Origin of the sequence: Blastococcus sp. KM273129, from assembly GCF_021698995.1 — a bacterium.
In the GTDB taxonomy this organism is placed as follows: Bacteria; Actinomycetota; Actinomycetes; order Mycobacteriales; family Geodermatophilaceae; genus Blastococcus.
The window spans coordinates 16,067-35,932 of sequence record NZ_SSXB01000039.1 but is presented as its reverse complement, the minus strand read 5'-3'; the positions used below and the strand labels follow the sequence as shown (position 1 = coordinate 35,932).

The following is a 19,866-nucleotide window of genomic DNA, read 5'->3' as shown; positions in this document are numbered from 1 at the left end:
GCGGGGCCGCTGGGCGCGGGGGCGGGGTGGCGGCGCGGCCGGCCGATCCACCCGCGCGGCGCGGTGCTCGACGCCGTCCTGGAGCGGCACGGGGCCGAGCCGCCGCTGGGTGTCCCGTGGCTGGACGGCAGCGGCACCACCGGGGCGGTGATCCGGTTCTCGCGCGGCGCCGGGCTCCCGGCCCCGCTGCCCGACGTCCTGGGGCTGGCCGTCCGGTTGCCGGGTGACGACGACGAACCGGTCGACCTCCTGCTGTCGACGAGCGGCCGGGGCCCGCTGGCGCGGCGGGTGCCGGTGCTCCGCTCGGACGCGGCGGCCACCTACGGCTCGATCATGGCCTACCGGTCGGCGGCCGGGCCGGTGCGCCTGGCCGCCTTCCCCGACGTCGCCCCGCTGCCGTCGGACCCGGAGCCGGTGGCGGCGGCGGCCGGCACGGTGCAGTTCACGCTCGCCGTCGCGCCCGGGGTGCAGGGGTGGCGGCCCTTCGCCACGCTGCGGACCACCGGGGCGCACGGCCCGCTGGACACCGGGCTGCGCTTCGACGCCGTCCGCCACCCGCCACCGGGCCTGGTGGCCGACGGCCCGCTCGCCCGCTTCCGGGAGCCGGCGTACCTGACCGCGCGCCGGGTCGGGTCCTGACACGCCGGCGCCGCCCACTCACCCGATGGAGTTGATCACGGGTTGGCCGCGGAGGCGGTGGGGTAGGCATGACCGGCGCAGCCGCAAGGACGTCGGCGGGCGCTGAGGACGTCGAGCGGCACCGCGGTGCCGTCGTGGCTCGACCGCACGAGGAGAACCGCCGCCGCGTGACGCACGCTGAACCCCCGCTCCCGGGGCTGCCCCCGACGCCGGGGGCCGGTATCCGGGTGGTGTCCATCCCGCATGCCGGCCCCTACGTCGACGCCGTGCTGCCCGCCGGGGTCGTGCGGGTGGGTGTCCCCGGTGAACCGGCGCCGTGGCTCGACCGCGCCCACCTGGCCGCCCACGCCGCCGAGGTCGACGTCGTGCACCTGCACGTCGGGTACGGGCACCCGGGACCCGCCGAACCCGAGGCGTGGGCCGAGGAGCTGCAGCGGCTGGGCATCCCGCTGGTCGTCACCGTCCACCAGCTGCGCGACGCCGGCCCGGCGCCGGGGGGACGCGACGCGCAGCTCGCCGCGGTGCTGGCCACCGCGGAGGTCGTGCTCACCCTGACCGTGGGCGCCGCCGACGAGATCGCCGAGCGCTACGGGCGGACCGCGATCGTGGTGGCGCACCCCTCCCTCGCCGTCCCCGATCCGGAGCTGGGGGCCGAGCGCGGGCTGGTCGGGCTGCGGGTCGGCCCGGCGTCCGGCGCGGTGCCCGACCCCGTGGGCATGGTGCGCGCGGCGCTGTCCGGCGCGCTGTCCGGCGGCGGCCGGCTGCGGGTCCTGGTCGACGCGGCGGTCGCCCCGGCGCTGGACCCCGGCATCGTCGCCCTCGCCGACGCCGGCGAGCTCGAGATCGTGCGCTGCGCCGATGGCGAGTGGGCGGGCCAGCTGCAGCAGCTGCACGTGGCCGTCCTCCCCGAGCGGTGCGGCACCCACTCCCCGGACGTGGAGATCTGCCGCGACGTCGGCACCCGCGTGGTGGCGCCCAGCTGCGGGTGGTTCGCCGACCAGTGGTCGGACGTGGTGCCCTACACCAACGACGAGCGGGCGGGGCTGGACCCGGTCTCGCTGGCCGCCGCGATCGGCGCGGCGCTGACCCGGCCGATGCCCCGGCCGGCCGACCGCGGCTGGCGGGAGGAGCAGCGGGCCGCCGTCCGCGAGGTGCACGGCGAGGTCTACGCGCAGGTCGTGGCCGATCGCAGCTGGGCCTAGGACGACGACGGGCCCGGCAGCTGCCGGGCCCGTGTGCGAGGAGAGTGTGGGCAGGGGCGGGGTCGAACCGCCGACCTCTCGCTTTTCAGGCGAGCGCTCGTACCGACTGAGCTACCTGCCCCTCCCGGTGATCTCACCGGAGAGCGACCCTGACGGGACTCGAACCCGCGACCTCCGCCGTGACAGGGCGGCGCGCTAACCAACTGCGCTACAGGGCCTTGCTGGTGGTGCTGGTGCTGCGTGCCCCCAACGGGGTTCGAACCCGTGCTACCGCCTTGAAAGGGCGGCGTCCTGGACCGCTAGACGATGGGGGCTCGTGTTCGCCGGGGGCAGCGAGAACAATACATGCCCCTCGCGCCTCCTCCGCGCGGGGGTCCCCGGGTGCGAGGCTGTGTCGCGTGCGCGCCCGTCCCCAGCTGGTCCTCCCCGCCGTCCTCGCCTCCCTCGTAGCCCTCTCGGGGTGCGCCGGGAACGGCGACGTGGGGGAGTCGTCGTCCACCGGCGCGGCCACGAGCAGCGCCCCGGCGAGCGCGCCGTCGCCGGAGCCCGGGGAGGAGCCGGGCGCCACCACCACCTCGGAGGCGCCGGTCGCGGCCGATCTCGACACCGGGCCGGAGACCGCCGACCCCTCCGCCGACGCGCGCGTCACCGTGCGGGACGTCCGGGTCGGGGCGCACGACGGCTTCGACCGGGTGGTCTTCGAGCTCGACGGCACCGGGACCCCCGGCTGGGACGTCCGGTACGTCGACCAGGCGACGGAGCCCGGCCGCGGGCAGGAGGTCCAGCTCGCGGGGGACGCCGTCCTGCAGGTGCAGCTCACCGGGGCCGGCTACCCCTACGACACCGGCGTCGAGGAGTTCGCCGCGCCGGGGCCGGTGACCGGCCCGGGCACGAGCACGGTGACCGAGGTGGCCTTCGCGGCGACGTTCGAGGGCGTCACGACGTCGTTCGTCGGGACGGGCACCCAGGCGCCCTTCCGGGTGTACCTGCTCGAGGCCCCGACGCGGGTGGTCGTGGAGGTCGCGCACCCGTCCTGAGCCGGCACGGGGCTGCTCAGCCGACGGTGGCGCGGAGCTCCACCGAGTCGTCGGTGACGCTGGAGCAGGCGAGCTCCAGCGGGCCGGCGGAGACGCTCTCGCCCTGCGCGCAGGAGACCGTGGCCCCGCCGACGGTGAGCGAGGCGCGGCCGTCCTGGACGCTGTCGAAGGACAGCGTGGTGCCGAGGATCTCCGCCTCCGCCCCCGTGCCGGTGAGGGTCACCGTGCAGGTGCCCCCGCTGCAGGAGACGTTCTGCGACGAGAAGCTGCAGCCGGTGAGGGCCGCGAGGGAGAGGCCGCCGGCGAGGGCTCCTGCGGCGAGGCGGGCGGCGCGGGTCGGCGTCGTCATGCGTCGAGCCTAGGACCCCGCGGTCAGTCCGCCGGGGAGGCCGGGACGAGCGGCTCGACGGCCGGGGCCTCTGCGTCGGTCGCGGCGGGGTCCGCGCCGACCAGGGTGCGCTCCACGGTGACCTCGGTCGCGCCGAGCCCGCCGAGCGTGATGTCGTCGTAGGCCTGCAGCGCGCCGGTCTCCGGGTCGAGGTAGAGCACCGTGCAGGTGAGCGGCTCGGGGTACTCGCCCTCGAGCGCCCGCAGGCCGGCCCCGCCGGTCGAGCCCTGCACCATCAGCAGGGTCCCGTCCGCCAGTTCCTCCACCACCCGGTTGTGGGTGTGCCCGGCCAGCACGAGCGGCACCAGCCCGTCCAGCGGCGGCGCCTGCTTCGGGTCGTGGACCATCGCGATCGCCGGCTCCTCGGCGAGCGTGCGGGTGAAGTCCGCCAGCTCCTCGCCGGAGCGCTCCAGGACGTCGACGCCCGCGTCGTCGTCACCGGTGCTCTTGTCGGGGGTGAACCGGGGGTCGGGGGCACCGACGATGCGGATGCCGGCGACCGTGACCGCCGAGTCGTCCAGGACGGTCACGTTGGGCTGGGCGGCGAGGATGCCCGCCGTGGTGGCCGAGTCGTGGTTGCCGCGGATGTAGACGTAGGGGACGTCGAGGTCGCCGACCGCGGTGATCAGCCGGTTCTCGGGCTCGGAGCCCCAGTCGGTGATGTCGCCGGTGTCGAGGATGCCGTCGACCTCGAACTTCTCCGCGACCTGCCGGGTGAGGTCGAAGCCGGCCGGGTTGAGGTGGATGTCGGAGATGTGCAGCAGGACCACCGAGTCGCCCGTGCCGCTGGGGGTGGGCAGGGCGGAGAGCGTGGCGTAGAGGGTGCCCACGTTGGCCACCAGGTCCTCCAGCGACGCACGGTAGGCGTCGAACCGGGCGACGAGGTCCTGCGCGCTGCCGATGAGGCTGTTGGCGTTGACCAGCAGGCCGGTGTAGGTGGGCTGGGACAGCGCTTCGGGTCGCCACGTCGCGGCGCCCAGGCCGCCGGTGCCGGCGAGCAGCGCCGTGGTGATGCCGACGGCGATCAGCGGCTCCCGGCGCCGGCGCAGCACCAGCCAGGAGGTGAGCGCCGCGCCGGCGAGCGCCACCAGCACGGTGACCCAGACCAGCCGGACCACGGCCGACTGCAGGTCCTCCGTCACCCGGTCCACGACCCCCGCCAGCCGCACCGGGTCGGTGGCCAGCGCCTGCGCGCGCGCCTGGTCGACCGACTGCAGCGAGATGTCCAGCCGCAGCGGGCCGTCGTAGGCGTCCACCGCGAGGGACCCCAGCGGGGGGACGGCTACCACGGCGCCACCGGGCGCGGGGCGGAAGGCGAGCGTGGCGTCGAAGGGGCCGATCGGTGCCGACACCTTGGCGAAGAGCAGGACGGCGACGAGTGCCCCGGCCAGGGCCAGCGCGACGCGTGCCGACCAGAGCGCGGCCACGCGGGCACGGCCCGGCCACGGGGACGTCGACGCGGTGGGCTCGCTCACCGGGCCGAGGCTAAGCGATGTCCGGACCGCGGATCAGGTGCGGAGGGCCCGTGTCAGGCCCGCGCCGGAACCGGGCGGAAGATCCAGCGCAGCGCGATGAAGCGGAGGAGACCGATGAAGGCGGTCACGCCGACGACCGTCGCGATCTGCAGGACCGGCTGGTCGTCGCCGGTGAGCGCGTCGAGCAGGCCGAGGGCGGTGCTGGTGGCCAGCAGACCCAGGACGGTGACCCCACCGGCCTCCCACTGGGCGGTGAACCAGTGCACCCGTTCGTCGGCGTGGAAGGTCAGGCGACGGTGCAGCTCGTTGGCCAGCACGGTCGACGCCGCCGTCGCCACGAGGTGCGACGTCAGGTAGCCCCAGCCGTGCCCGGCGACGAAGAGCAGCGCGTAGACGACGGTGCTCGCCCCGCCGACCAGCACGAACCGCAGGAACTGGGCCGGGATCGCATCCCCGCGCAGGTAGGTGGCCACCCGGCCGGCGGCCGCGTGCCCCCCGGGCGCCGTCGCATCCGGCAGGTCGCCGACGGGGTCGGCGGCCTGACCGCGGCGGAGCGGGGACACGCAGGTCACGGGGGTCCTTCGGCAGGTGGGCAGGGCGGTGGATCAAGGATTCACCCGGGGGGAACCCCTGTCACGCCAATACATGCCTGGTGCGGCTGGCAACCACCCGTGTCCTTGCTCACGGTCACCTGTGGGTTCCGCCGCGGAGTCGTCGTCCTCCCGTGCGTCGGGCCGGGGCCGCGGGGGTAGGGGCGGCCCATGAGTCTCATGGGCTTCCTGGACCGCATCGGCGACGTGACGGCGTTCGACAAGGCCATCGGGCCGGCCCGGCGCGCCGTCCAGGGCATGCCGAGCGCGGTCAAGGACGTCCTGCACGGCACCTGGCTGGGGCACCCGCTGCACCCGGTGCTGGTGCAGGTCCCGGTGGGGAGCTGGGTCTCCGCCGGCCTGCTGGACGCCGTGCCGCCGCTGCGGCCCGCGGCCACCGCGCTGATCGGGACCGGCATCGCCGCCGCCGTGCCGGCCGCCATGTCCGGCGCGGCGGACTGGTCGGAGCAGGGGGCGGGGGTCCGCCGGCTCGGCGCGCTCCACGCGGTGATGAACGCCGCGGCGCTGGGGCTCTACGGGGGATCGCTGGTGGCCCGCGCCCGTGGCCGGGGCGCGCTGGGCCGGGCGCTGGCCTACGCGGGGCTGGGCCTGGCCGGCAGCTCGGCGGCGATCGGCGGGCACATGTCCTACGCGCAGTCCTCCGGGGCCTCGCACGCGGCGACCGCCGTCCGCGCGCTGACCACCGACTGGATCGACCTCGGCCCGCTCGACGACCTGCCCGACGGCCGGCCGACGATGCGGGCGGGCAAGGGCGGCAGCATGTCCGTCCCGCTGGCGGTCGTCCGCCGCGGCGCCCGGGTGGACGTCTTCGTCGGCGCCTGCTCGCACCTGTCGGGCCCGCTGGACGAGGGCACCCTGGAGACGGTGCGCGGCAGCGAGTGCCTGGTGTGCCCGTGGCACGGTTCGGCGTTCGACCTCGACAACGGTGAGCCGCGCCGCGGGCCGGCGGCCAACCCGCAGGAGAAGCTCGAGGTCCGCATGGACGCCGGCCGGGTGAAGGCCCGGGTGCCGAGCCGCCACCGCTGAGGCGGGTGCCGCCCTACGCTGCGGCGGCATGGGGCGGTGGGCCGCGGCGCTGGTGGGCGCGCTGCTCCTCGCTGCCTGCGGTGCCGAGCCGGGTGCGCCGCGGTCGGAGGCGGTGGCCACGGCGTCGACCGTCGCGCCTCGGGTGCCCGGCGTCGCCGCCGAGGCCGTCCGCCTGCGCACCGACGCGGCGGTCGGCGGGCGCGTCCAGGTGCGGGTCTCCCACACCGGGGGCGAGCCGTACACGGTGACCGGGGTGGCGCTGGACGCCCCCGGCTTCGTGCCGCTCCCGCCGACGGAGGTCGACGCGGCGTTCGTGCCCGGGCGGGTCACCGACCTGCCCACGCCCTACGGCGAGGCGGTGTGCTCCGGCGGCGGCGGCGCGCCGGCGGCGCGGTTGACCCTGCTCCGCCCGGACGGCTCGGTGGAAGAGGTGCGGGTGCCGCTGGAGGGCGACACGCTCGCCCGGGTGCACGAGGAGGAGTGCGCGGCCCGTGCGGTGGCCGAGGCGGTCGAGCTCCGCGTGGACCGGTTGCAGGCGGGGCCGGAACGGCTCACCGGCCGCCTGCTCATGACCCGGCTCGGCACGGAGGACGAGGTCGTCGTCGGCCGGGTCGGGGGCAACGTCCAGTTCGACGTCACGGCGGAGCTGCCCCTGGAACTCCCCCGGGGTGGTGTGGCGGCAGCGGGCGGCGTGGTCTTCACGCTCGCCACCTGCGACGCCCACGTGCTGGCCGAGGTGAAGCAGCCGCACCTGTTCCCGGTGGGGGTCCGGATCGGCGGGCGGCCGGAGGCGGTGGTCGACCTCCCGGTCGACGACGGCCTGCGGACGGCGCTCACCGGGCTGGTGCGGGAGGTGTGCCGGCGCTGAGGGCCGGGAAGAAGCCGGCCCGGCCGCCCCGGGGGGAACGGGTCAGCCGGGCCGGGGTCGTACCCGCCCCGGCGCCGGGGGCGCGGGGGCGGACGATGCGGCGGACGGGGCACGGTGACGCGCTCCGACCGGAACGGTGATGACGGTACGTAGTCGTCCGGCCAGCCCGCGATCCCCTGAATGGGTGGTCGAGCGCGTACGGGGGTGACGCGCTGCACAGGAGGTGTGGGCCACGGGGGTCCGTGGGCACCTGGACGCGGTGTTCTTCCTCTTCTCCAGCCGGCTCGGCTGCCTCGGCTCGCTGCTCCTGTCGGCGCTGCTGACCCTCGTCCTGCTCCTGGTGCTCGACGTGCTGTGACGACGACGCCCGGAGAACCGGTCCTCGGAGGGAGCGGTTCCCCGGGCGCGGGGCGTGCGGTGGATCAGCCGTTGAGCTCGAGCGTCTGCATGGTCTCGGCGCGCACCTCGGCCAGCAGCGCGGGCTCGTCGTTCAGCGGGCGGCCGTAGGAGGGGATCGCCTCCCGCAGGCGCGGCCGCCAGGCGTCGAGGCGCTCCGGGAAGCAGCGCTCGATCAGCGTCAGCATGGCCGAGACGGCGGTCGAGGCACCGGGGGAGGCGCCGAGCAGGCCGGCGATGCTGCCGTCCCCGCCGACGATGAGCTCGGTGCCGAACTGCAGCACGCCCTTGCCCGACTTCGGGTCCTGCTTGATGACCTGCACCCGCTGGCCGGCGGTGACCATGTCCCAGTCGTCCTGCTCGGCGGTGGGCACGAAGGCCTGCAGCGTGCGGTGCCGGGCCGAGCGGGTCTGCAGCAGCTCGCCGATCAGGTACTTGGTGAGCGCCATCTCGGTGCGGGCCACGCCGAGCATGGAGCCCAGGTTGTTCGGCTTGACGCTCTTGGGCAGGTCGAACATCGACCCGGCCTTGAGGAACTTGGGCGAGAAACCGGCGTAGGGGCCGAACAGCAGCGAGTACTCGCCGTCGATCAGCCGCAGGTCCAGGTGCGGCACGGACATCGGCGGGGCACCGACGGCGGCCTGGCCGTAGACCTTGGCCTGGTGGCGGCTGACCAGCTCGGGTGACCGGCTGCGCAGGAACATGCCGCTGACGGGGAAGCCACCGAAGCCGCGGATCTCGGGGATGCCCGCCTGCTGCAGCAGGGGCAGCGCGCCACCGCCGGCGCCGACGAAGACGAACCGGGTGCGCATCGTGACCCGGTCGCCGGAGCGGGTGTCGCGGACGGTGACCTTCCAGCGGCCGTCGCTCTCCCGCTCGAGGGCGTCCACCCGCTGGTTGACGTGCACGTTCACGCCGCGGGTGGCGGCGTCGTCGAGCATGAGGCGGGTGAGGGCGCCGAAGTTGACGTCGGTGCCCGCGGCCGAGCGGGTGGCGGCGACGACCTGCTCCGGGTCCCGGCCCTCCATCATCAGCGGCAGCCACCCGGCCAGCTCGGCCTGGCTCTCCGAGTACTCCATCTCCGCGAAGAGGGGCTGGGCGCTCAGGGCGGCGTACCGGTTGCGCATGTAGCTGCGCCCTTGCTCGCCGCTGACGAAGCTCAGATGGGGGACGGGGGAGATGAAGTCCTTGGGCGAGCCCGTCATGCCGGCGCGGACCAGGTGCGACCAGAACTGGCGCGAGACCTGGAACTGCTCGTTGATCGTGATGGCCTTGCTCGGGTCGACCTGCCCGTCGGGTCCGGCGGGGGTGTAGTTCAGCTCGCAGAGGGCGGCGTGCCCGGTGCCGGCGTTGTTCCACGGGCCCGAGCTCTCACCGGCGACGGCGCTGCCCGACTCGAAGACGGCCACGCTCCACTCGGGGGCGACCAGGTGCAGCAGCTGCGCCAGGGTGGCGCTCATGATGCCGCCGCCGACGAGTACGACGTCAGGGTTCGCGCTGTCGGGAACGCTGCGCTCGGAAGTCACGTCTGCCTCTCTGGCTGTGTGCTCGGCCCGGCGCCGCAGCGCCTCCTCTTCGATCGTCGGCCGGATTCGGCCGCTGCATGCGATCGCGGGCGTATGAGGTGTGTCACGGCGCCTCGTGGGCGCAGCCCGTCAAGGTTAGTTCCGGACCTGCCGGGGCCGCTGCGCGGGCGATCCAGCGGTCGCCGGAGCGGCTCCTGCCCGGACCTCTCCGGGCTTTCCTCGTCCCGGCACCGGAGGCCGGCGGGCGACCGGCGGTAGCCTTCGGCCGGGCGCCGCCGGACCGCCGGCCGCGCGCCCGGGCCTCTAGCTCAACTGGCAGAGCAGCGGACTTTTAATCCGCGGGTTGTGGGTTCGATCCCCACGGGGCCCACCGCGCTGGCCTGCACGTTTACCTATCCCGCGAGTCTCGGCTGGTGGTCGCGCCCACACGGCGCCCACACGCGCGTCCGCGGCTGCCCGCGCGGCGGCGTCCATCCGGTCGGCCAACGCGGTCAGGTCGTCGTCGAACAGGCCGGAGTACACGTCCAGCGTCATGGCCGCCGAGGCGTGCCCGAGCATCCGCTGGACGCTCTTGACGGTCGCGCCGCTGGCGACCGCGAGAGAGGCGGCGGTGTGCCGCAGGTCGTGCGGGGTGACGTCGCTCAGCCCGGCCGTCCGGACCGCCGGATCGAAGACAGCCCGACGCCAGTTCCGCAGCCGCAGCACCGTGCCGCTGGCCGTGGCCATCAGCAGGTCGTCGCCCTGCTTGCCCGCGCAGTGGCGGGCCAGGGACTCGGCGAGGGTCGCGGGCAGGGGCACGGTCCGCCGCTGATGGGTCTTCGGTGTGCCGAACTCCAGCCGCCCGCCGACCTCGGTGACCGCTTCGGCGATGGTGAGTCGGCGCCGGAGGAAGTCGATCCGGCGCACCCGCAGGGCGGCCATCTCGCCGAAGCGCAGTCCGGTGTAGGCGAGCAATCGGATGACGTCCCCGTCCTCATTCGCCGCGTCGGCGAGCCGCTCGACCTCGTCATGGGTGAGGAACCGCGGCTCCTGCCGCGTCACTCGTGGCAGGGGTACGCGCTCGGCCGGGTTGCGGGGAATGCGCCCGTCGCGGACGGCGAGGCCCAGGAGGAGTGAGAAGACGCGGTGGGCCTGGCGGACCGTGCCCGGGGCGGACCCCTGCGTCAGTAGCCCAGCCACCCACACGGCGACGTCGGCGTGGGTGACGTCGACGAGCCGGTGCCGACCCCACGACGGCAGCACGTGGGTCCGCAGCAGGTTCCCGTACCGGTAGAGGGTGCTCGGCTTGACCCCGGTCTGCGAGGACAGCCATCGGTCGGCCCAGTCGGCGACGGTGACCCGGCCTCGCTCCGGCGCCGTCCATGTCTGCGTGACCAGAGCCGAGGTCGCCTCGTCGAGCCAGCGCTGGGCGTCGACCTTCCGTGCGAAGCGTCGCTCGTGCTGGCGACCGCCCGGGTCGCGATACCGAGCGCGGTAGCGGGTAGAGCCGTCGCTGAGTGTGATGCGGGTGATCGAGCCGTCCATGAGGACCTCCGTAGCGAGGTATGTGTCTCCAGCGTGCCGGACACCTCTGACAACAGGCGGCCCTCGTCATCCCGGACATGATTATGCCGCTCGCCGCTGAGCGGCATGGTTCCCGCAAACTCCCGTCCTGAATGGGGTGGCTTGGGTCAGGCCTGCCTGGGCGGGACGGCGCGGAGCTGGCGCGGGTCGGCCGGCAGCGTGTTCCAGGTCTCCTCGGTGCGCACGACCGGCATCTCCCGCAGGGTGATCCGTTCCCGGAAGAGCGCGAGCGTCTCACCCAGGCCGGTGGCCGAGGGGGCGAGGACGGCATGCAGCTCGAGCTGGTGGGCGGCGGCGGCGATGCGCTGGCAGGCGGCGTAGTCGTCGACCTCGGACCTCAGGTCGGCAGCGGAGAGTCCCACGGCGGCGAGGTTGTGGGCGTTGGTGAGGTCGAGCACCGCGTCGACATCCACGGTGACGGTGTAGAAGCGGCGCGGCTGCACAAGCTCGACGGGGATGCCGTAGGCCTCGACCAGGTGCCTGTAGGCCTCGGCGGTGACTGACGCCGGTGGACGGCCGAGGTAGATGACGGGAAACGTCTCTCCCCAGCGTCCCTGGTCGCCGCCGGCGAAGGCGTCGCGGTTGACCGCCGCGTGTCGGTAGAAGGTGCCGTGCACGCTGATCGGTGGCACGGCCGCGACGCGTTCGGCCATGGAGCGCTGCACGCCTTACCGAACCTTCGGCCCGCCGGCGAGGCGCTGCACTAGTTGCAGCACGGTCTCGAAGTCGCCTGCCTTGAGTACGTCGATCGGGCGACGGTCGCCTAGGGCGCGTTGCCGGGCGTGCAGCCAGATGTCGATGCCTTCGGGCTTGTAGACGTCGGAGAGTTCTGCGATGACGTACTGCAGCTCCAGTAGCCGGTCGCGCTTGGTGCCCTCGGGCCGCGCGGCGCCGGCGGCCCATTTCTGCACTGCGCGTTCTCCGGCGCCGACGATCTCCCCGATCTCGGTGAGGGTGAGCGCGCGGCGCGTGTCGGCCACGACATGGCGGTAGACGGGGGAGTCTCCGGCCGGATCGTGCGGCGCAGGCTGGGACGCCGCCGCGGCGGTGCGGGTCGGGCTCATCTGACTGGTCTCCTTCTGAGGCAGCGCCGATCGGTCCGTTCGGCCTGCGAGGTAGACGCTATACACTCTCACTGTTCACCGGTAGGTACATCGTCAAGTTCGTGCTAGAGTTCACCCCGCAAGCGTCACAGTTCGGTAACTCTGTGGTTGGAGACCCACCGATGGATCTGTTGATCAGGGCCGGTCGCGGTGACCACCTGCTCGTCAAGGATCTGTGCGCCCCGGCCGCCAGCGGACTGTGGCCCCTGCGGGAGTTGCCCCTCACCGGCGTGGTTGCCGATGCGCAGGTGGCGGTGGAGCGGCCGGGCCTGCGGGAGACTGCGGATGCGGCCGGGGTGCCGTTCTTGGTCGACCCGCTCACCCCGCTGCTGGCCGATCAGCAGTCGCCGAGCAATGGCTGGGCGCGACTGCCGTACGCGACCGCAGACAAGCTGACCCCGGCAGACCTCGGCCACCACGAACTGCAGGACGAACTGATCGACCAGGTGATCGGCTTCCAGCGCGAGCAGGGCGCCACGGTGCTCATTCCGCCCTACGTCTACGTCGACCGGCGAAACAGCGCCTGGCTGGAGGTCAACCGCAGCCTGCTGATCCGGACCGCCCGCTATCTGGAGCGCGAAGACATCGACCTGCCCGTCGCGCCCGTCTTCGCCGCATCCCTGCACCAGTTCGGCCCCCAGTCCACCTGGGCGGCCGGGCTGGACCCGTTCCTCGCAACCGCCGACGAGATGAACACCCGCTACGTGGCGCTGTCGATGTCCTGGTCCAAGCAGCGGGCCGCCAGCTACGACGCCATCGCCACGCTGATGACCGCCACCCAGCACGCCGCCGCCGGACGGCGGGTGCTGTCCTGGCGTCAAGGCCTCTACGGCGCAGCCCTGACCGGCGTGGGAGCCGCCGGCTACGAGACCGGTCCCGGGCACGGCGAGGCCGGCCACTATCCCCAGTTGCTGGCCCGCAAGCGTCCCAGCGACAAGCCCCGCACGGGCGGCGGAGAGGCCAACGTGTACTTCACCGCCTTCGGCCGCAGCCTCGACCGCAGCCATGGCCAGAAGCTGCTCGAGAACCGGCTGCTGCGGGCCACGCTGGTCTGCCCGGAGAGCTCCTGCTGCCCGGACGGCGCCAGCAGCATGATCAACAGCTGGCGCGAGCACGCCGTGCGGGCACGTCAGCGCGAACTGGCCGAGATCGACCGCATGCCCGCCTCGCCCAGCTGGCGACTCAACAAGATCTCCCGGGATGCCGAGCAAGCCGCACTGTCCACCCGGGCGGCGAACGACGTCCTCGCCGAGGCGGGAAACGGCTGGCGGCTGCCCACGGACACCTACCGGCATCTCTCGGACGTAGCCGCCGACATCCGCGCCAACCTCGGCCGGCGAGTGGCGTGACCAGGACGGGCGGTCACCGTCGACTCCAGCGGCGGGCGGGGTGAGCGCGTACTCGTAGCGGCCGGAGCGAGCACCCGGCCGCACCCGGGTCCCCGGGACTGGCTTGGGCACGAGGGCGCTGGACAGCGGCGAAGGCGACCCGGTCGGCCAGTGGCGCCGGCACCCGCAGCGGCTCCGTGCCGGTGCCCGGATCCCACCGGTCGTCGTCCTCCCACGTGCCCAGGCACAGCAGGATCTCTTCCAGGGCGCGCAGCGGCGCCAGCGGCTCGCCGTCGAGGTCGACGACGAGCGGGATGCGCCGCCCTTGGCGGGGTTTGCTCGTTCGGTCCGGGCTGGCCGGCCGCCTGCTCAGCCACGGGCGGACCACCGCTCGGTCGCCGACCGGCCGGTCACGCCGGTGGCCCGGCCGATATCGGCCTCCGAGGCCCCGGCGGCGACCGCGGCGCGGACCGCCTCATCCAGGGCGCGGGCGGCGGCAGCCTGCCGGGCGGCGGCCTGCTCCACCTCCTCCAGGGCCTGCCATCCGGCGATGTGCCGGCGCCATTCGGTCATCACCCGGTGCTCGTCGGCGGCGTCCAGATCGGCCCACGGGCCGGTGACGGCGAGCCGCCGCGCCGCCGGGTCGGCCAGCTCCGGTGGTACGCGGGTCCAGCAGGTGCCGCGCCAGCCGCAGGTGCGGTCGGCGGCCCACCCGACGACCGCCGCGTCCGGGCGCCACTCCCTCCGCCTGGTCGACCACCTCGAGGCGGCCTGGCGGCTGGTGTGCGAGTGGACGATCCCGTCGCCGCGGAGGATCGTGCCGTCGGACCAGAGGCCCTCGGCGGTGCCGCCGTCGCGGTAGGCCAGCCGCACCCGGTCGCCGTCGCGGGGCCCGTCGTCGGGCCGGCGGGCCATCAGCACGCCGCGGGTGCTGGTGGTGCCCGCGCCTTGTGCGCCGTCGGCGAACAGCGGAACGACCCAGCCCTCGTGCGCCTGGCCGTTCACGACCGGGCCCATCCATCCCATGGCTCCTGCTTCCGGTGATGGGAGCGTCGCTGTTCCGGTGCTGCTGGAGCCGGTTCTGTTCGGCTTCTGTGGAGGACCGTCGTCGTCCACAGGCGGGGCTGGCCGCCGGGCGTCACCCGTGTGCCCGCAGTGCGCAGCGGTCCGGTGCCCGGTCCCGCCGCGCTCAGGAAGCGGCTATCGGCGGAGGGGCTGGTCTGCTTGTGCGTCGATCCAGATGTGCAAGTCGGCGCGGCGGTAGAGGACGCGCCGGCCGAGTCGGAAGCTGTTCGGGCCGGTGCCCAGGTGTCGCCAGTACCGGAGGGTGGCGACGGGCGCGCGGAGTACGTCCGCGGCCTCGGTGATGGTGAGCAGCTCGGGCTCGTGGTCGGCGGCGGGGTCGGGCATGGCTGGCTCCGGGGGTCGTCGGTGGTGGGCGGTGTCTTCACCACAGAAGGCGCCATTTCGGGCCCGGTGGTGACACTTCACAGCCAGCTTTCTCGGACGGTCTCCGGTTTTTCTCCTCTAGCGGCCACCGGTGGCGCGTCACCTGCCAGCGACGGAGGCCCTCCGTCTGCCGACGCCGTGGGTCGGCGCCGGGACCGCCGGTGGACAGCCCCGGGACTGCGGCTGGGTTCGCCGTCCCGGTAGGCGGTGTCCCGGGACCGCCTCCAGTTCGTCTGCGGCCGGTGCCCGGTTGTCCGCCGCGACGCTGTGCCTGGCCGACGCCGACCTGCGCCGCCCGCGCTTCCGAAGCGCGTTCTCCCGTAGGCCGACGACAGTCGGGGTACCCGTGTCCCGCGGGACCTGGAGAATTACTGGAGGTCGCTGGTGACTGACCCGGGGTTCCTCCAGTTGTCCTCCAGTCAGCCGATGCAGGCCGTGAGCATTGGGGCGCTCCTGCGCGATCGGCCCCTGTGGACGACGGCTGCTGTGCACAACATCCGGGCGGACGCCCTCGGGCGCGTGCTGGCCTGGCCAAGCTTGACTCATGGCGCTGGACACCTCGCTCGGGGCACGGCGAGACCGCGGGGCCCGTGATCGGTCCGCCAGGGGTCTCCGCGGCGTGTCGGGTGATCGAGGCTCGCTATCCGGTGGGCGCGCCGTCGACGTCGTCGCGCCGGGACCGTTGGGGCGGGCCAGGAGCACCCTTCGGGCCACGCTGCGCGTGGCGCCGGCTGCGCCGTCGTCAAGGTCCGCCTGCGGCGGGCTGTCCTTACTGTTCCCCCGACCCGTCCGGCAGCTCAGCGTAGGGGCCTCCCGCGCCGCCTCCTCCCGACCGGACCAAGATCCTTCCGCCCTTCGGGCGCTCCGCTGCGGAAGCAGTCTTGGTCCGGTCGTCCCCCCGCCGTCGCTCCCGGCCCCTGAGCAGAGCTCTGTGCCGGACGGGCCGGGGGAATGGGTGGCAGGGCACCTGTTCCGTGGTCCCTCCCGTACCGGTGTCGGCTCCAGTTCCGGGACGGTCCAGATGACCAGCACCAGCACCACGATAAGCAGCGCGGCCAGCGGCACGAGCAGCAGTCGGACCGGCAGGGGAAGTCGGAGTGGGCGACCGCAGCTGAGTCCGGCGCAGCGGGAGGCGGCCGACGCCGCCCGGGCGGCGAAGATCGCCGCCCTGCACGACCAGATCGGCGAACAGGTCGAGGCGCCTACTGCTGATCCGACATCCCCGGCCGCCGCAACTCGGCCATTGCCTAACCTCCGCGATGATCTTGAGGCGTTGCATTGACAGGTGAGTCCATCTCGGTCTTCTTTGCGTCGATGCCCGCATGCCAGGTGCCCGGCGGGGTTCGCTCGTTCCTTCCTGCACCAACCTCAGCGCGACGGGATAGAGGTCAGCAGCGGGAGGAGGACAGCGGCGAGCACCGCGTCGGCGTAGGCGTCGTCGACCGGCTGGCCGGTGAGCAGCCAGCGCTGGACGAGCAGGGAGCTGGCCGCCTCGGCCAGCACCGTACCGGCCAGCCCAGGCGGTACCTCCCCGCGCTGTGCGGCGTGCGCCCATACGTGTTCGAAAGCGTGCTGCCAGCCGTCCAGAGGGCCGCCGCGGAACGCCTCGGCGAGGGTGGGGTCGTGCGGAACCGTCGACAGCAGCGACAGGATGGCTGCCCCGGCCGGTCCGTTGATGAGGGCCACCAGCGCGTGCAGTAGATCGCGCAGGTCGCTTCGAAGCGAGCCGGTATCGGGCGGGATGATCTCGGCCTGATTGAGCTCGGCGATGATGTCGATGACCAAGTCCTGCTTGGTCCGCCAGCGCCGGTAGATGGTGGCCTTGCCGACGCCGGCCTGAGAGGCCACGGCGTCCATGGTCAGCGCGCCGTAGCCGACCGCGGCGAGCAAGTGGAGAACAGCGGCCCGGATTACGCCGTCGCGGGTGGGGTCGCGTGGACGCCCTCCCCGGCTGGCCTGCGCGCTATCGGTCGTCGACCCGGACATGGGGAGACATTAGACACTGGAAGATCATATCTGAAGAACTCGGCGTGACTGCCGGAGACTGCGCTGCTCCGGAGCAGTCTCTTGGGGTGATCTGGAGCTGGCGGCCTGTGGGGGATGGGTCACCGCACGCCGGGTCGGGCCCCATGCCCGAGCTGCTGTCCACGGCGCCGACCGGTCCTTGAGCCACGATGGCCACATCATGGTCACCGCGACCGGTATCGCTGGGGATCAACTGCCGACCGCCGGGGTCGGCTGCTCCAACCTGAACTGCTGGTGGTGTCGCATCCGGACACCGACGACGATGTTGCTGGGTGGGGATCTGATAGGCCCTTGACCGGAGCGGAGAAATCTGGCGAGACGGCAGCTCCTGTTCCCGTCCCCGTCGAGATCAGGAACGATGCTCTGCTGAGGGGCCTTGCCGTGGCCTGCCCGGTGTCCCGGCGCCCTCGCCGTGGAGGACAGCGTGGTGGGGTCGAGCGGTGCCGCGATGGGCTTCGCCTTGTCGCTGTTGCTCCAGGAAGCCGTCCGCTTCTTCGGCTGGTGCGCCGTGGGATCGTTCGCCGTTGGGGTGTGCTGGATGGCGTGCGCGGCCATGGGTGCCAGTCGGCGCAGTGTCGCGGTCGGCCATGGCAAGCCGGAAGAGGACGAGGCCCAACTCCGACGGGAGGCCGCCAGGGGCATCGCCGAGCTCGAACTCTGGCTGGTGGCGCAGCCGCCGCAGGCTCAGGATCCCGGCGGCCCGGGCTGACCGCGAGGCCACGGAGTCTCCGGTGCAACGTGCAAGCGCCTCGGACCGGGTATATGGTTGCGCCATGCAACAAGGCGTGGACGCGGGTGTCTCCGAGCCGTTGGAGCGCATCGAACGCGAGCTGACCCACCTGGTTCAGCGGGCGCAACGGGTCCACCTGCATGCCGAGTCGTCCGGGCAGCCGTTGGAGCGGTCCGCGTACCTGATCCTCGGCCGGCTGCGCGACGAGGGCCCGCTGCGCAACGGTGCGTTGGCGGCGCTGCTCGGCCTCGATGCGTCCACGGTGAGCAGGCACGTGGCGGCGTTGCAGCAGTCGGGGCTGATCGCGCGGGAGGCCGATCCGGAGGACGGGCGGGCGTGCCGCCTGCGACTGACCGAGACGGGGCACCGGGCCGTGGCGGCCACTCGCAAGGCCCGCCGCGGCCTGGTCCGGGAACTGCTCAGTTCCTGGTCGGCGGAGGACCGGAGGACTCTGGCCGCCCTGCTGGAGCGGCTGAACGCGGGGCTGGACGCCCGACTCCCTGGTGCGCAGACGGACCATCCTCCGCCGTCGGCCCAGAGTCAGATCCACGTCTCGGCCTGAGGATTCCCCTGCTGAGACGGTCGTTCCCCCCTCGCACGGCTCGCTACAGAGAGGCCGCACACCCGTGAGTTCGACACCCGCCGACGATCGGCGCGGAACACCGCACACCGCGCCGGTGATGCCGGCCCTGAGCCATCGCCAAATCCTGACCGTGCTGGTCGGGCTCATGCTGGGCATGCTGGTGGCGGCGCTGTCCCAGACGATCGTGGCCACTGCGTTGCCGACCATCGTCGGTGAGCTCGGTGGGCAGGAGCAGCTGGCGTGGGTGGTGTCGGCCACCCTGCTGACCTCCACCGCCTCCACGCCGATCTGGGGCAAGCTGTCCGATCTCTACGGGCGGAAGATCATGTTCCAGTCCGCGATCGGGATCTTCCTGCTCGCCTCCCTGGCCAGCGGCTTCGCGCAGGACATGGCCCAGCTGATCGGTTTCCGCGCGGTCCAGGGCCTGGGTGTCGGCGGGTTGATGGCGTTGTCGCAGGCGATCATCGGCGACGTCGTCAGCCCGCGGGAGCGTGGTCGCTACCAGGGCTACATCGGGTCGGTGTTCGGGATCGCGACGGTCGCCGGCCCCCTGCTGGGGGGATTCCTGGTCGAGCACCTGTCCTGGCGGTGGACGTTCTGGGTCGGCATCCCGGTCGGGATCGCGGCCCTGATCGTCACCGAACGGGTGCTCCAGCTGCCCTTCCCGCGGACCCGGCACGCCATCGACTGGCTCGGCGCGTTCTTCATCGTGGCATCGGTCAGCGCGCTGCTGCTCATGCTGTCCCTGGGTGGCAAGGAATTCGCCTGGAACTCGCCCTGGACCTACGTGCTGGCGGCCGTGGCCGCCGTGATGCTGGCCCTGGCCGTCTGGCAGGAGCGCCGCGCCCGCGAGCCGATCATGCCGCCGCACCTGTTCGCCAACCACACCTTCGTCATCACCAGCCTGGCCGGCTTCGTCGTCGGTGTCGCGATGTTCGGCGCGATCATCTTCCTGCCGCAGTACCTGCAGATCGTCAAGGGCGAGTCGCCGACCGCCTCGGGGCTCCTGACGCTGCCACTCATGGTGGGTCTGCTCGCTGCCTCCATCGGCTCGGGGCGGGCGATCACGGCCACCGGCCGGTACAAGATCTTCCCGGTGATCGGCCTGCTGATCGCCGCGGTGGGGCTGGGTCTGATGAGCCGGCTCTCAGTGGACACCTCGCTGGTGGTGGCCGGGCTGTACATGCTGGTCACCGGGGTCGGCATCGGCCTGGTGATGCAGGTGCTCGTGCTGGCCGCCCAGAACGCCGTGGAGCAGAAGGACCTGGGCGTGGCCACCTCCGGGGCGACGTTCTTCCGGTCACTGGGCGGTGCTCTGGGGGTGGCGGTGTTCGGCGCGCTGCTCACCCATCGCCTCGCCGACACCATCCCGTCCCGGCTCGCCGAGGCCGGCGTCCCGGCCGAGCGGCTCGCCGGCGGAACTCCGACGCTGGGCAGCCCCGAACAGATCGCCGCCTTGCCCGAGCCGGTGCACACCGCGGTCATCACCGGCTTCGCCGACGCGCTGCAGACCACGTTCCTGGCAGCTGTGCCGTTCGCTCTGCTGGGTTTCCTCGTGCTGCTGTTCCTGCGGGAGACACCGCTGCGCCGGCACGCGCAGGAGCACACCACCGGGGAGAACCTCGCCGAGGCCTTCGAGACGGCCGTCGATCCCGACAGCGATCTCGGCCACGGCGACGAGGACCAGGCCGCAGACCGCCCGGCCGCCGACGCCAGGCGATCCGCACCCGTCAGCCCCCCGCGACCGGAGCAGTAGGACGCCGTCGCGTCGGGAGCCGATTGGTCCGGCTCCGCCTGGCCGGTTGGATCGCGCGTCGGTCTCGGCACATGCAGCGGTCGGCCGGGAGAGTGAACCCCTTTCCACCCGTGCTGGCCGGCGCGATGATGGTGGGCAGATAACAAGCGGATCGAGGTCGG

The 19,866-nt window shown here is 73.4% G+C and carries 19 protein-coding genes, 4 tRNA genes and 1 pseudogene; 11 read left to right on the top strand and 13 right to left on the bottom strand.

The window, feature by feature from the left end; all coding sequences use genetic code 11:
• Together E9565_RS12605 and E9565_RS12600 are read left to right on the top strand one after the other, a co-directional pair.
• Window positions 1-639, top strand: a 639-nt coding sequence (locus E9565_RS12605) for a phosphodiesterase (RefSeq protein WP_236835305.1), incomplete at its 5' end; no start/stop codon positions are given.
• A 167-nt stretch (window positions 640-806) separates the two neighbouring features.
• Window positions 807-1,841: a hypothetical protein gene (locus E9565_RS12600; protein WP_236835303.1), complete on the top strand. Its 1,035-nt coding sequence runs from the start codon at window positions 807-809 to the stop codon at window positions 1,839-1,841.
• 47 nt (window positions 1,842-1,888) lie between these two features.
• On the opposite strand, the gene E9565_RS12595 is transcribed toward E9565_RS12600, so the two are convergent.
• The 3 genes from E9565_RS12595 to E9565_RS12585 form a co-directional block, all read right to left on the bottom strand.
• Window positions 1,889-1,962: transfer RNA gene (locus tag E9565_RS12595), tRNA-Phe, on the bottom strand.
• A 23-nt stretch (window positions 1,963-1,985) separates the two neighbouring features.
• A tRNA-Asp gene (locus E9565_RS12590) sits at window positions 1,986-2,059 on the bottom strand.
• A gap of 23 nt (window positions 2,060-2,082) precedes the next feature.
• A tRNA-Glu gene (locus E9565_RS12585) sits at window positions 2,083-2,155 on the bottom strand.
• 84 nt (window positions 2,156-2,239) lie between these two features.
• Here E9565_RS12585 and E9565_RS12580 point away from each other — a divergent pair.
• Entirely contained in the window at window positions 2,240-2,878 is a 639-nt protein-coding gene (locus E9565_RS12580; RefSeq protein WP_236835301.1) for a hypothetical protein, read from the top strand.
• A gap of 16 nt (window positions 2,879-2,894) precedes the next feature.
• On the opposite strand, the gene E9565_RS12575 is transcribed toward E9565_RS12580, so the two are convergent.
• The 3 genes from E9565_RS12575 to E9565_RS12565 are packed head-to-tail and all read right to left on the bottom strand — an operon-like array spanning window position 2,895 to window position 5,313.
• Window positions 2,895-3,227, bottom strand: coding sequence for a hypothetical protein (locus tag E9565_RS12575; RefSeq protein ID WP_236835299.1), 333 nt, complete (start codon window positions 3,225-3,227; stop codon window positions 2,895-2,897).
• A gap of 23 nt (window positions 3,228-3,250) precedes the next feature.
• Entirely contained in the window at window positions 3,251-4,741 is a 1,491-nt protein-coding gene (locus E9565_RS23275; protein ID WP_236828264.1) for a metallophosphoesterase, read from the bottom strand.
• Between the two features lie 53 nt (window positions 4,742-4,794).
• Window positions 4,795-5,313, bottom strand: coding sequence for a GtrA family protein (locus E9565_RS12565; RefSeq protein WP_236828265.1), 519 nt, complete (start codon window positions 5,311-5,313; stop codon window positions 4,795-4,797).
• Window positions 5,314-5,502: 189 nt separating this feature from the next.
• Between E9565_RS12565 and E9565_RS12560 the strand changes: the two genes are divergently transcribed.
• The 3 genes from E9565_RS12560 (at window position 5,503) to E9565_RS22530 (ending at window position 7,604) form a co-directional block, all read left to right on the top strand.
• A complete protein-coding gene (locus E9565_RS12560) occupies window positions 5,503-6,378 on the top strand; it encodes a Rieske 2Fe-2S domain-containing protein (protein WP_236835297.1) in 876 nt (291 codons plus the stop codon).
• 28 nt (window positions 6,379-6,406) lie between these two features.
• On the top strand, window positions 6,407-7,246 hold the full coding sequence (locus tag E9565_RS12555) for a hypothetical protein (protein ID WP_236835295.1): 840 nt from the start codon (window positions 6,407-6,409) through the stop codon (window positions 7,244-7,246).
• A 223-nt stretch (window positions 7,247-7,469) separates the two neighbouring features.
• Complete coding sequence (locus E9565_RS22530; RefSeq protein WP_255726020.1) at window positions 7,470-7,604, top strand: hypothetical protein; 135 nt, start codon at window positions 7,470-7,472, stop codon at window positions 7,602-7,604.
• Window positions 7,605-7,668: 64 nt separating this feature from the next.
• Here the strand turns inward: E9565_RS22530 and E9565_RS12550 are convergent, their stop codons facing one another.
• Window positions 7,669-9,168 carry a malate:quinone oxidoreductase gene (locus E9565_RS12550; protein ID WP_236835293.1) on the bottom strand — a complete coding sequence of 500 codons (1,500 nt, stop codon included), beginning with the start codon at window positions 9,166-9,168 and terminating at the stop codon, window positions 7,669-7,671.
• Between the two features lie 297 nt (window positions 9,169-9,465).
• Between E9565_RS12550 and E9565_RS12545 the strand changes: the two genes are divergently transcribed.
• Window positions 9,466-9,538 (top strand) — tRNA-Lys (locus tag E9565_RS12545).
• A 203-nt stretch (window positions 9,539-9,741) separates the two neighbouring features.
• On the opposite strand, the pseudogene E9565_RS23565 reads toward E9565_RS12545, so the two are convergent.
• The 3 genes and pseudogenes from E9565_RS23565 to E9565_RS12530 all read right to left on the bottom strand — a co-directional run.
• Window positions 9,742-10,692: pseudogene (locus E9565_RS23565) on the bottom strand (tyrosine-type recombinase/integrase); the annotation flags it as partial.
• 146 nt (window positions 10,693-10,838) lie between these two features.
• Entirely contained in the window at window positions 10,839-11,384 is a 546-nt protein-coding gene (locus E9565_RS12535; protein WP_236835289.1) for an RES domain-containing protein, read from the bottom strand.
• Between the two features lie 15 nt (window positions 11,385-11,399).
• Window positions 11,400-11,795 (bottom strand): antitoxin Xre/MbcA/ParS toxin-binding domain-containing protein, encoded by a 396-nt coding sequence (locus E9565_RS12530; RefSeq protein WP_116451124.1) that lies wholly within the window; start codon window positions 11,793-11,795, stop codon window positions 11,400-11,402.
• Window positions 11,796-11,956: 161 nt separating this feature from the next.
• On the opposite strand from E9565_RS12530, the gene E9565_RS12525 reads away from it, so the two are divergent.
• Window positions 11,957-13,183, top strand: coding sequence for a hypothetical protein (locus E9565_RS12525; RefSeq protein WP_116450879.1), 1,227 nt, complete (start codon window positions 11,957-11,959; stop codon window positions 13,181-13,183).
• Between the two features lie 348 nt (window positions 13,184-13,531).
• On the opposite strand, the gene E9565_RS12520 is transcribed toward E9565_RS12525, so the two are convergent.
• The 3 genes from E9565_RS12520 to E9565_RS12510 form a co-directional block, all read right to left on the bottom strand.
• Window positions 13,532-14,188: a hypothetical protein gene (locus tag E9565_RS12520; protein ID WP_116450880.1), complete on the bottom strand. Its 657-nt coding sequence runs from the start codon at window positions 14,186-14,188 to the stop codon at window positions 13,532-13,534.
• A 174-nt stretch (window positions 14,189-14,362) separates the two neighbouring features.
• On the bottom strand, window positions 14,363-14,572 hold the full coding sequence (locus E9565_RS12515; protein WP_116450881.1) for an AlpA family transcriptional regulator: 210 nt from the start codon (window positions 14,570-14,572) through the stop codon (window positions 14,363-14,365).
• Between the two features lie 1,407 nt (window positions 14,573-15,979).
• A complete protein-coding gene (locus tag E9565_RS12510) occupies window positions 15,980-16,597 on the bottom strand; it encodes a TetR/AcrR family transcriptional regulator (protein ID WP_116450883.1) in 618 nt (205 codons plus the stop codon).
• 487 nt (window positions 16,598-17,084) lie between these two features.
• Between E9565_RS12510 and E9565_RS12505 the strand changes: the two genes are divergently transcribed.
• The 3 genes from E9565_RS12505 to E9565_RS12495 all read left to right on the top strand — a co-directional run bounded on the left by E9565_RS12505 (window position 17,085) and on the right by E9565_RS12495 (window position 19,705).
• A complete protein-coding gene (locus E9565_RS12505) occupies window positions 17,085-17,345 on the top strand; it encodes a hypothetical protein (protein WP_163204625.1) in 261 nt (86 codons plus the stop codon).
• A gap of 64 nt (window positions 17,346-17,409) precedes the next feature.
• Window positions 17,410-17,928, top strand: a complete 519-nt coding sequence (locus E9565_RS12500) for a MarR family winged helix-turn-helix transcriptional regulator (RefSeq protein WP_163204623.1) — start codon at window positions 17,410-17,412, stop codon at window positions 17,926-17,928.
• 118 nt (window positions 17,929-18,046) lie between these two features.
• Window positions 18,047-19,705, top strand: coding sequence for an MDR family MFS transporter (locus tag E9565_RS12495; RefSeq protein ID WP_116451125.1), 1,659 nt, complete (start codon window positions 18,047-18,049; stop codon window positions 19,703-19,705).
• Window positions 19,706-19,866 lie beyond the last annotated feature (161 nt).

Excerpts from the sequence above, each read along its gene's own strand:
- E9565_RS12575 (WP_236835299.1), bottom strand. The coding sequence starts at position 3,227 with ATGACGACGCCGACCCGCGCCGCCCGCCTCGCCGCAGGAGCCCTCGCC.
- E9565_RS12560 (WP_236835297.1), top strand. The coding sequence starts at position 5,503 with ATGAGTCTCATGGGCTTCCTGGACCGCATCGGCGACGTGACGGCGTTC.
- E9565_RS12555 (WP_236835295.1), top strand. The coding sequence starts at position 6,407 with ATGGGGCGGTGGGCCGCGGCGCTGGTGGGCGCGCTGCTCCTCGCTGCC.
- E9565_RS12535 (WP_236835289.1), bottom strand. The coding sequence starts at position 11,384 with ATGGCCGAACGCGTCGCGGCCGTGCCACCGATCAGCGTGCACGGCACC.
- E9565_RS12530 (WP_116451124.1), bottom strand. The coding sequence starts at position 11,795 with ATGAGCCCGACCCGCACCGCCGCGGCGGCGTCCCAGCCTGCGCCGCAC.
- E9565_RS12525 (WP_116450879.1), top strand. The coding sequence starts at position 11,957 with ATGGATCTGTTGATCAGGGCCGGTCGCGGTGACCACCTGCTCGTCAAG.
- E9565_RS12520 (WP_116450880.1), bottom strand. The coding sequence starts at position 14,188 with ATGGGATGGATGGGCCCGGTCGTGAACGGCCAGGCGCACGAGGGCTGG.
- E9565_RS12515 (WP_116450881.1), bottom strand. The coding sequence starts at position 14,572 with ATGCCCGACCCCGCCGCCGACCACGAGCCCGAGCTGCTCACCATCACC.
- E9565_RS12510 (WP_116450883.1), bottom strand. The coding sequence starts at position 16,597 with ATGTCCGGGTCGACGACCGATAGCGCGCAGGCCAGCCGGGGAGGGCGT.
- E9565_RS12505 (WP_163204625.1), top strand. The coding sequence starts at position 17,085 with ATGGGCTTCGCCTTGTCGCTGTTGCTCCAGGAAGCCGTCCGCTTCTTC.
- E9565_RS12500 (WP_163204623.1), top strand. The coding sequence starts at position 17,410 with ATGCAACAAGGCGTGGACGCGGGTGTCTCCGAGCCGTTGGAGCGCATC.
- E9565_RS12495 (WP_116451125.1), top strand. The coding sequence starts at position 18,047 with ATGCCGGCCCTGAGCCATCGCCAAATCCTGACCGTGCTGGTCGGGCTC.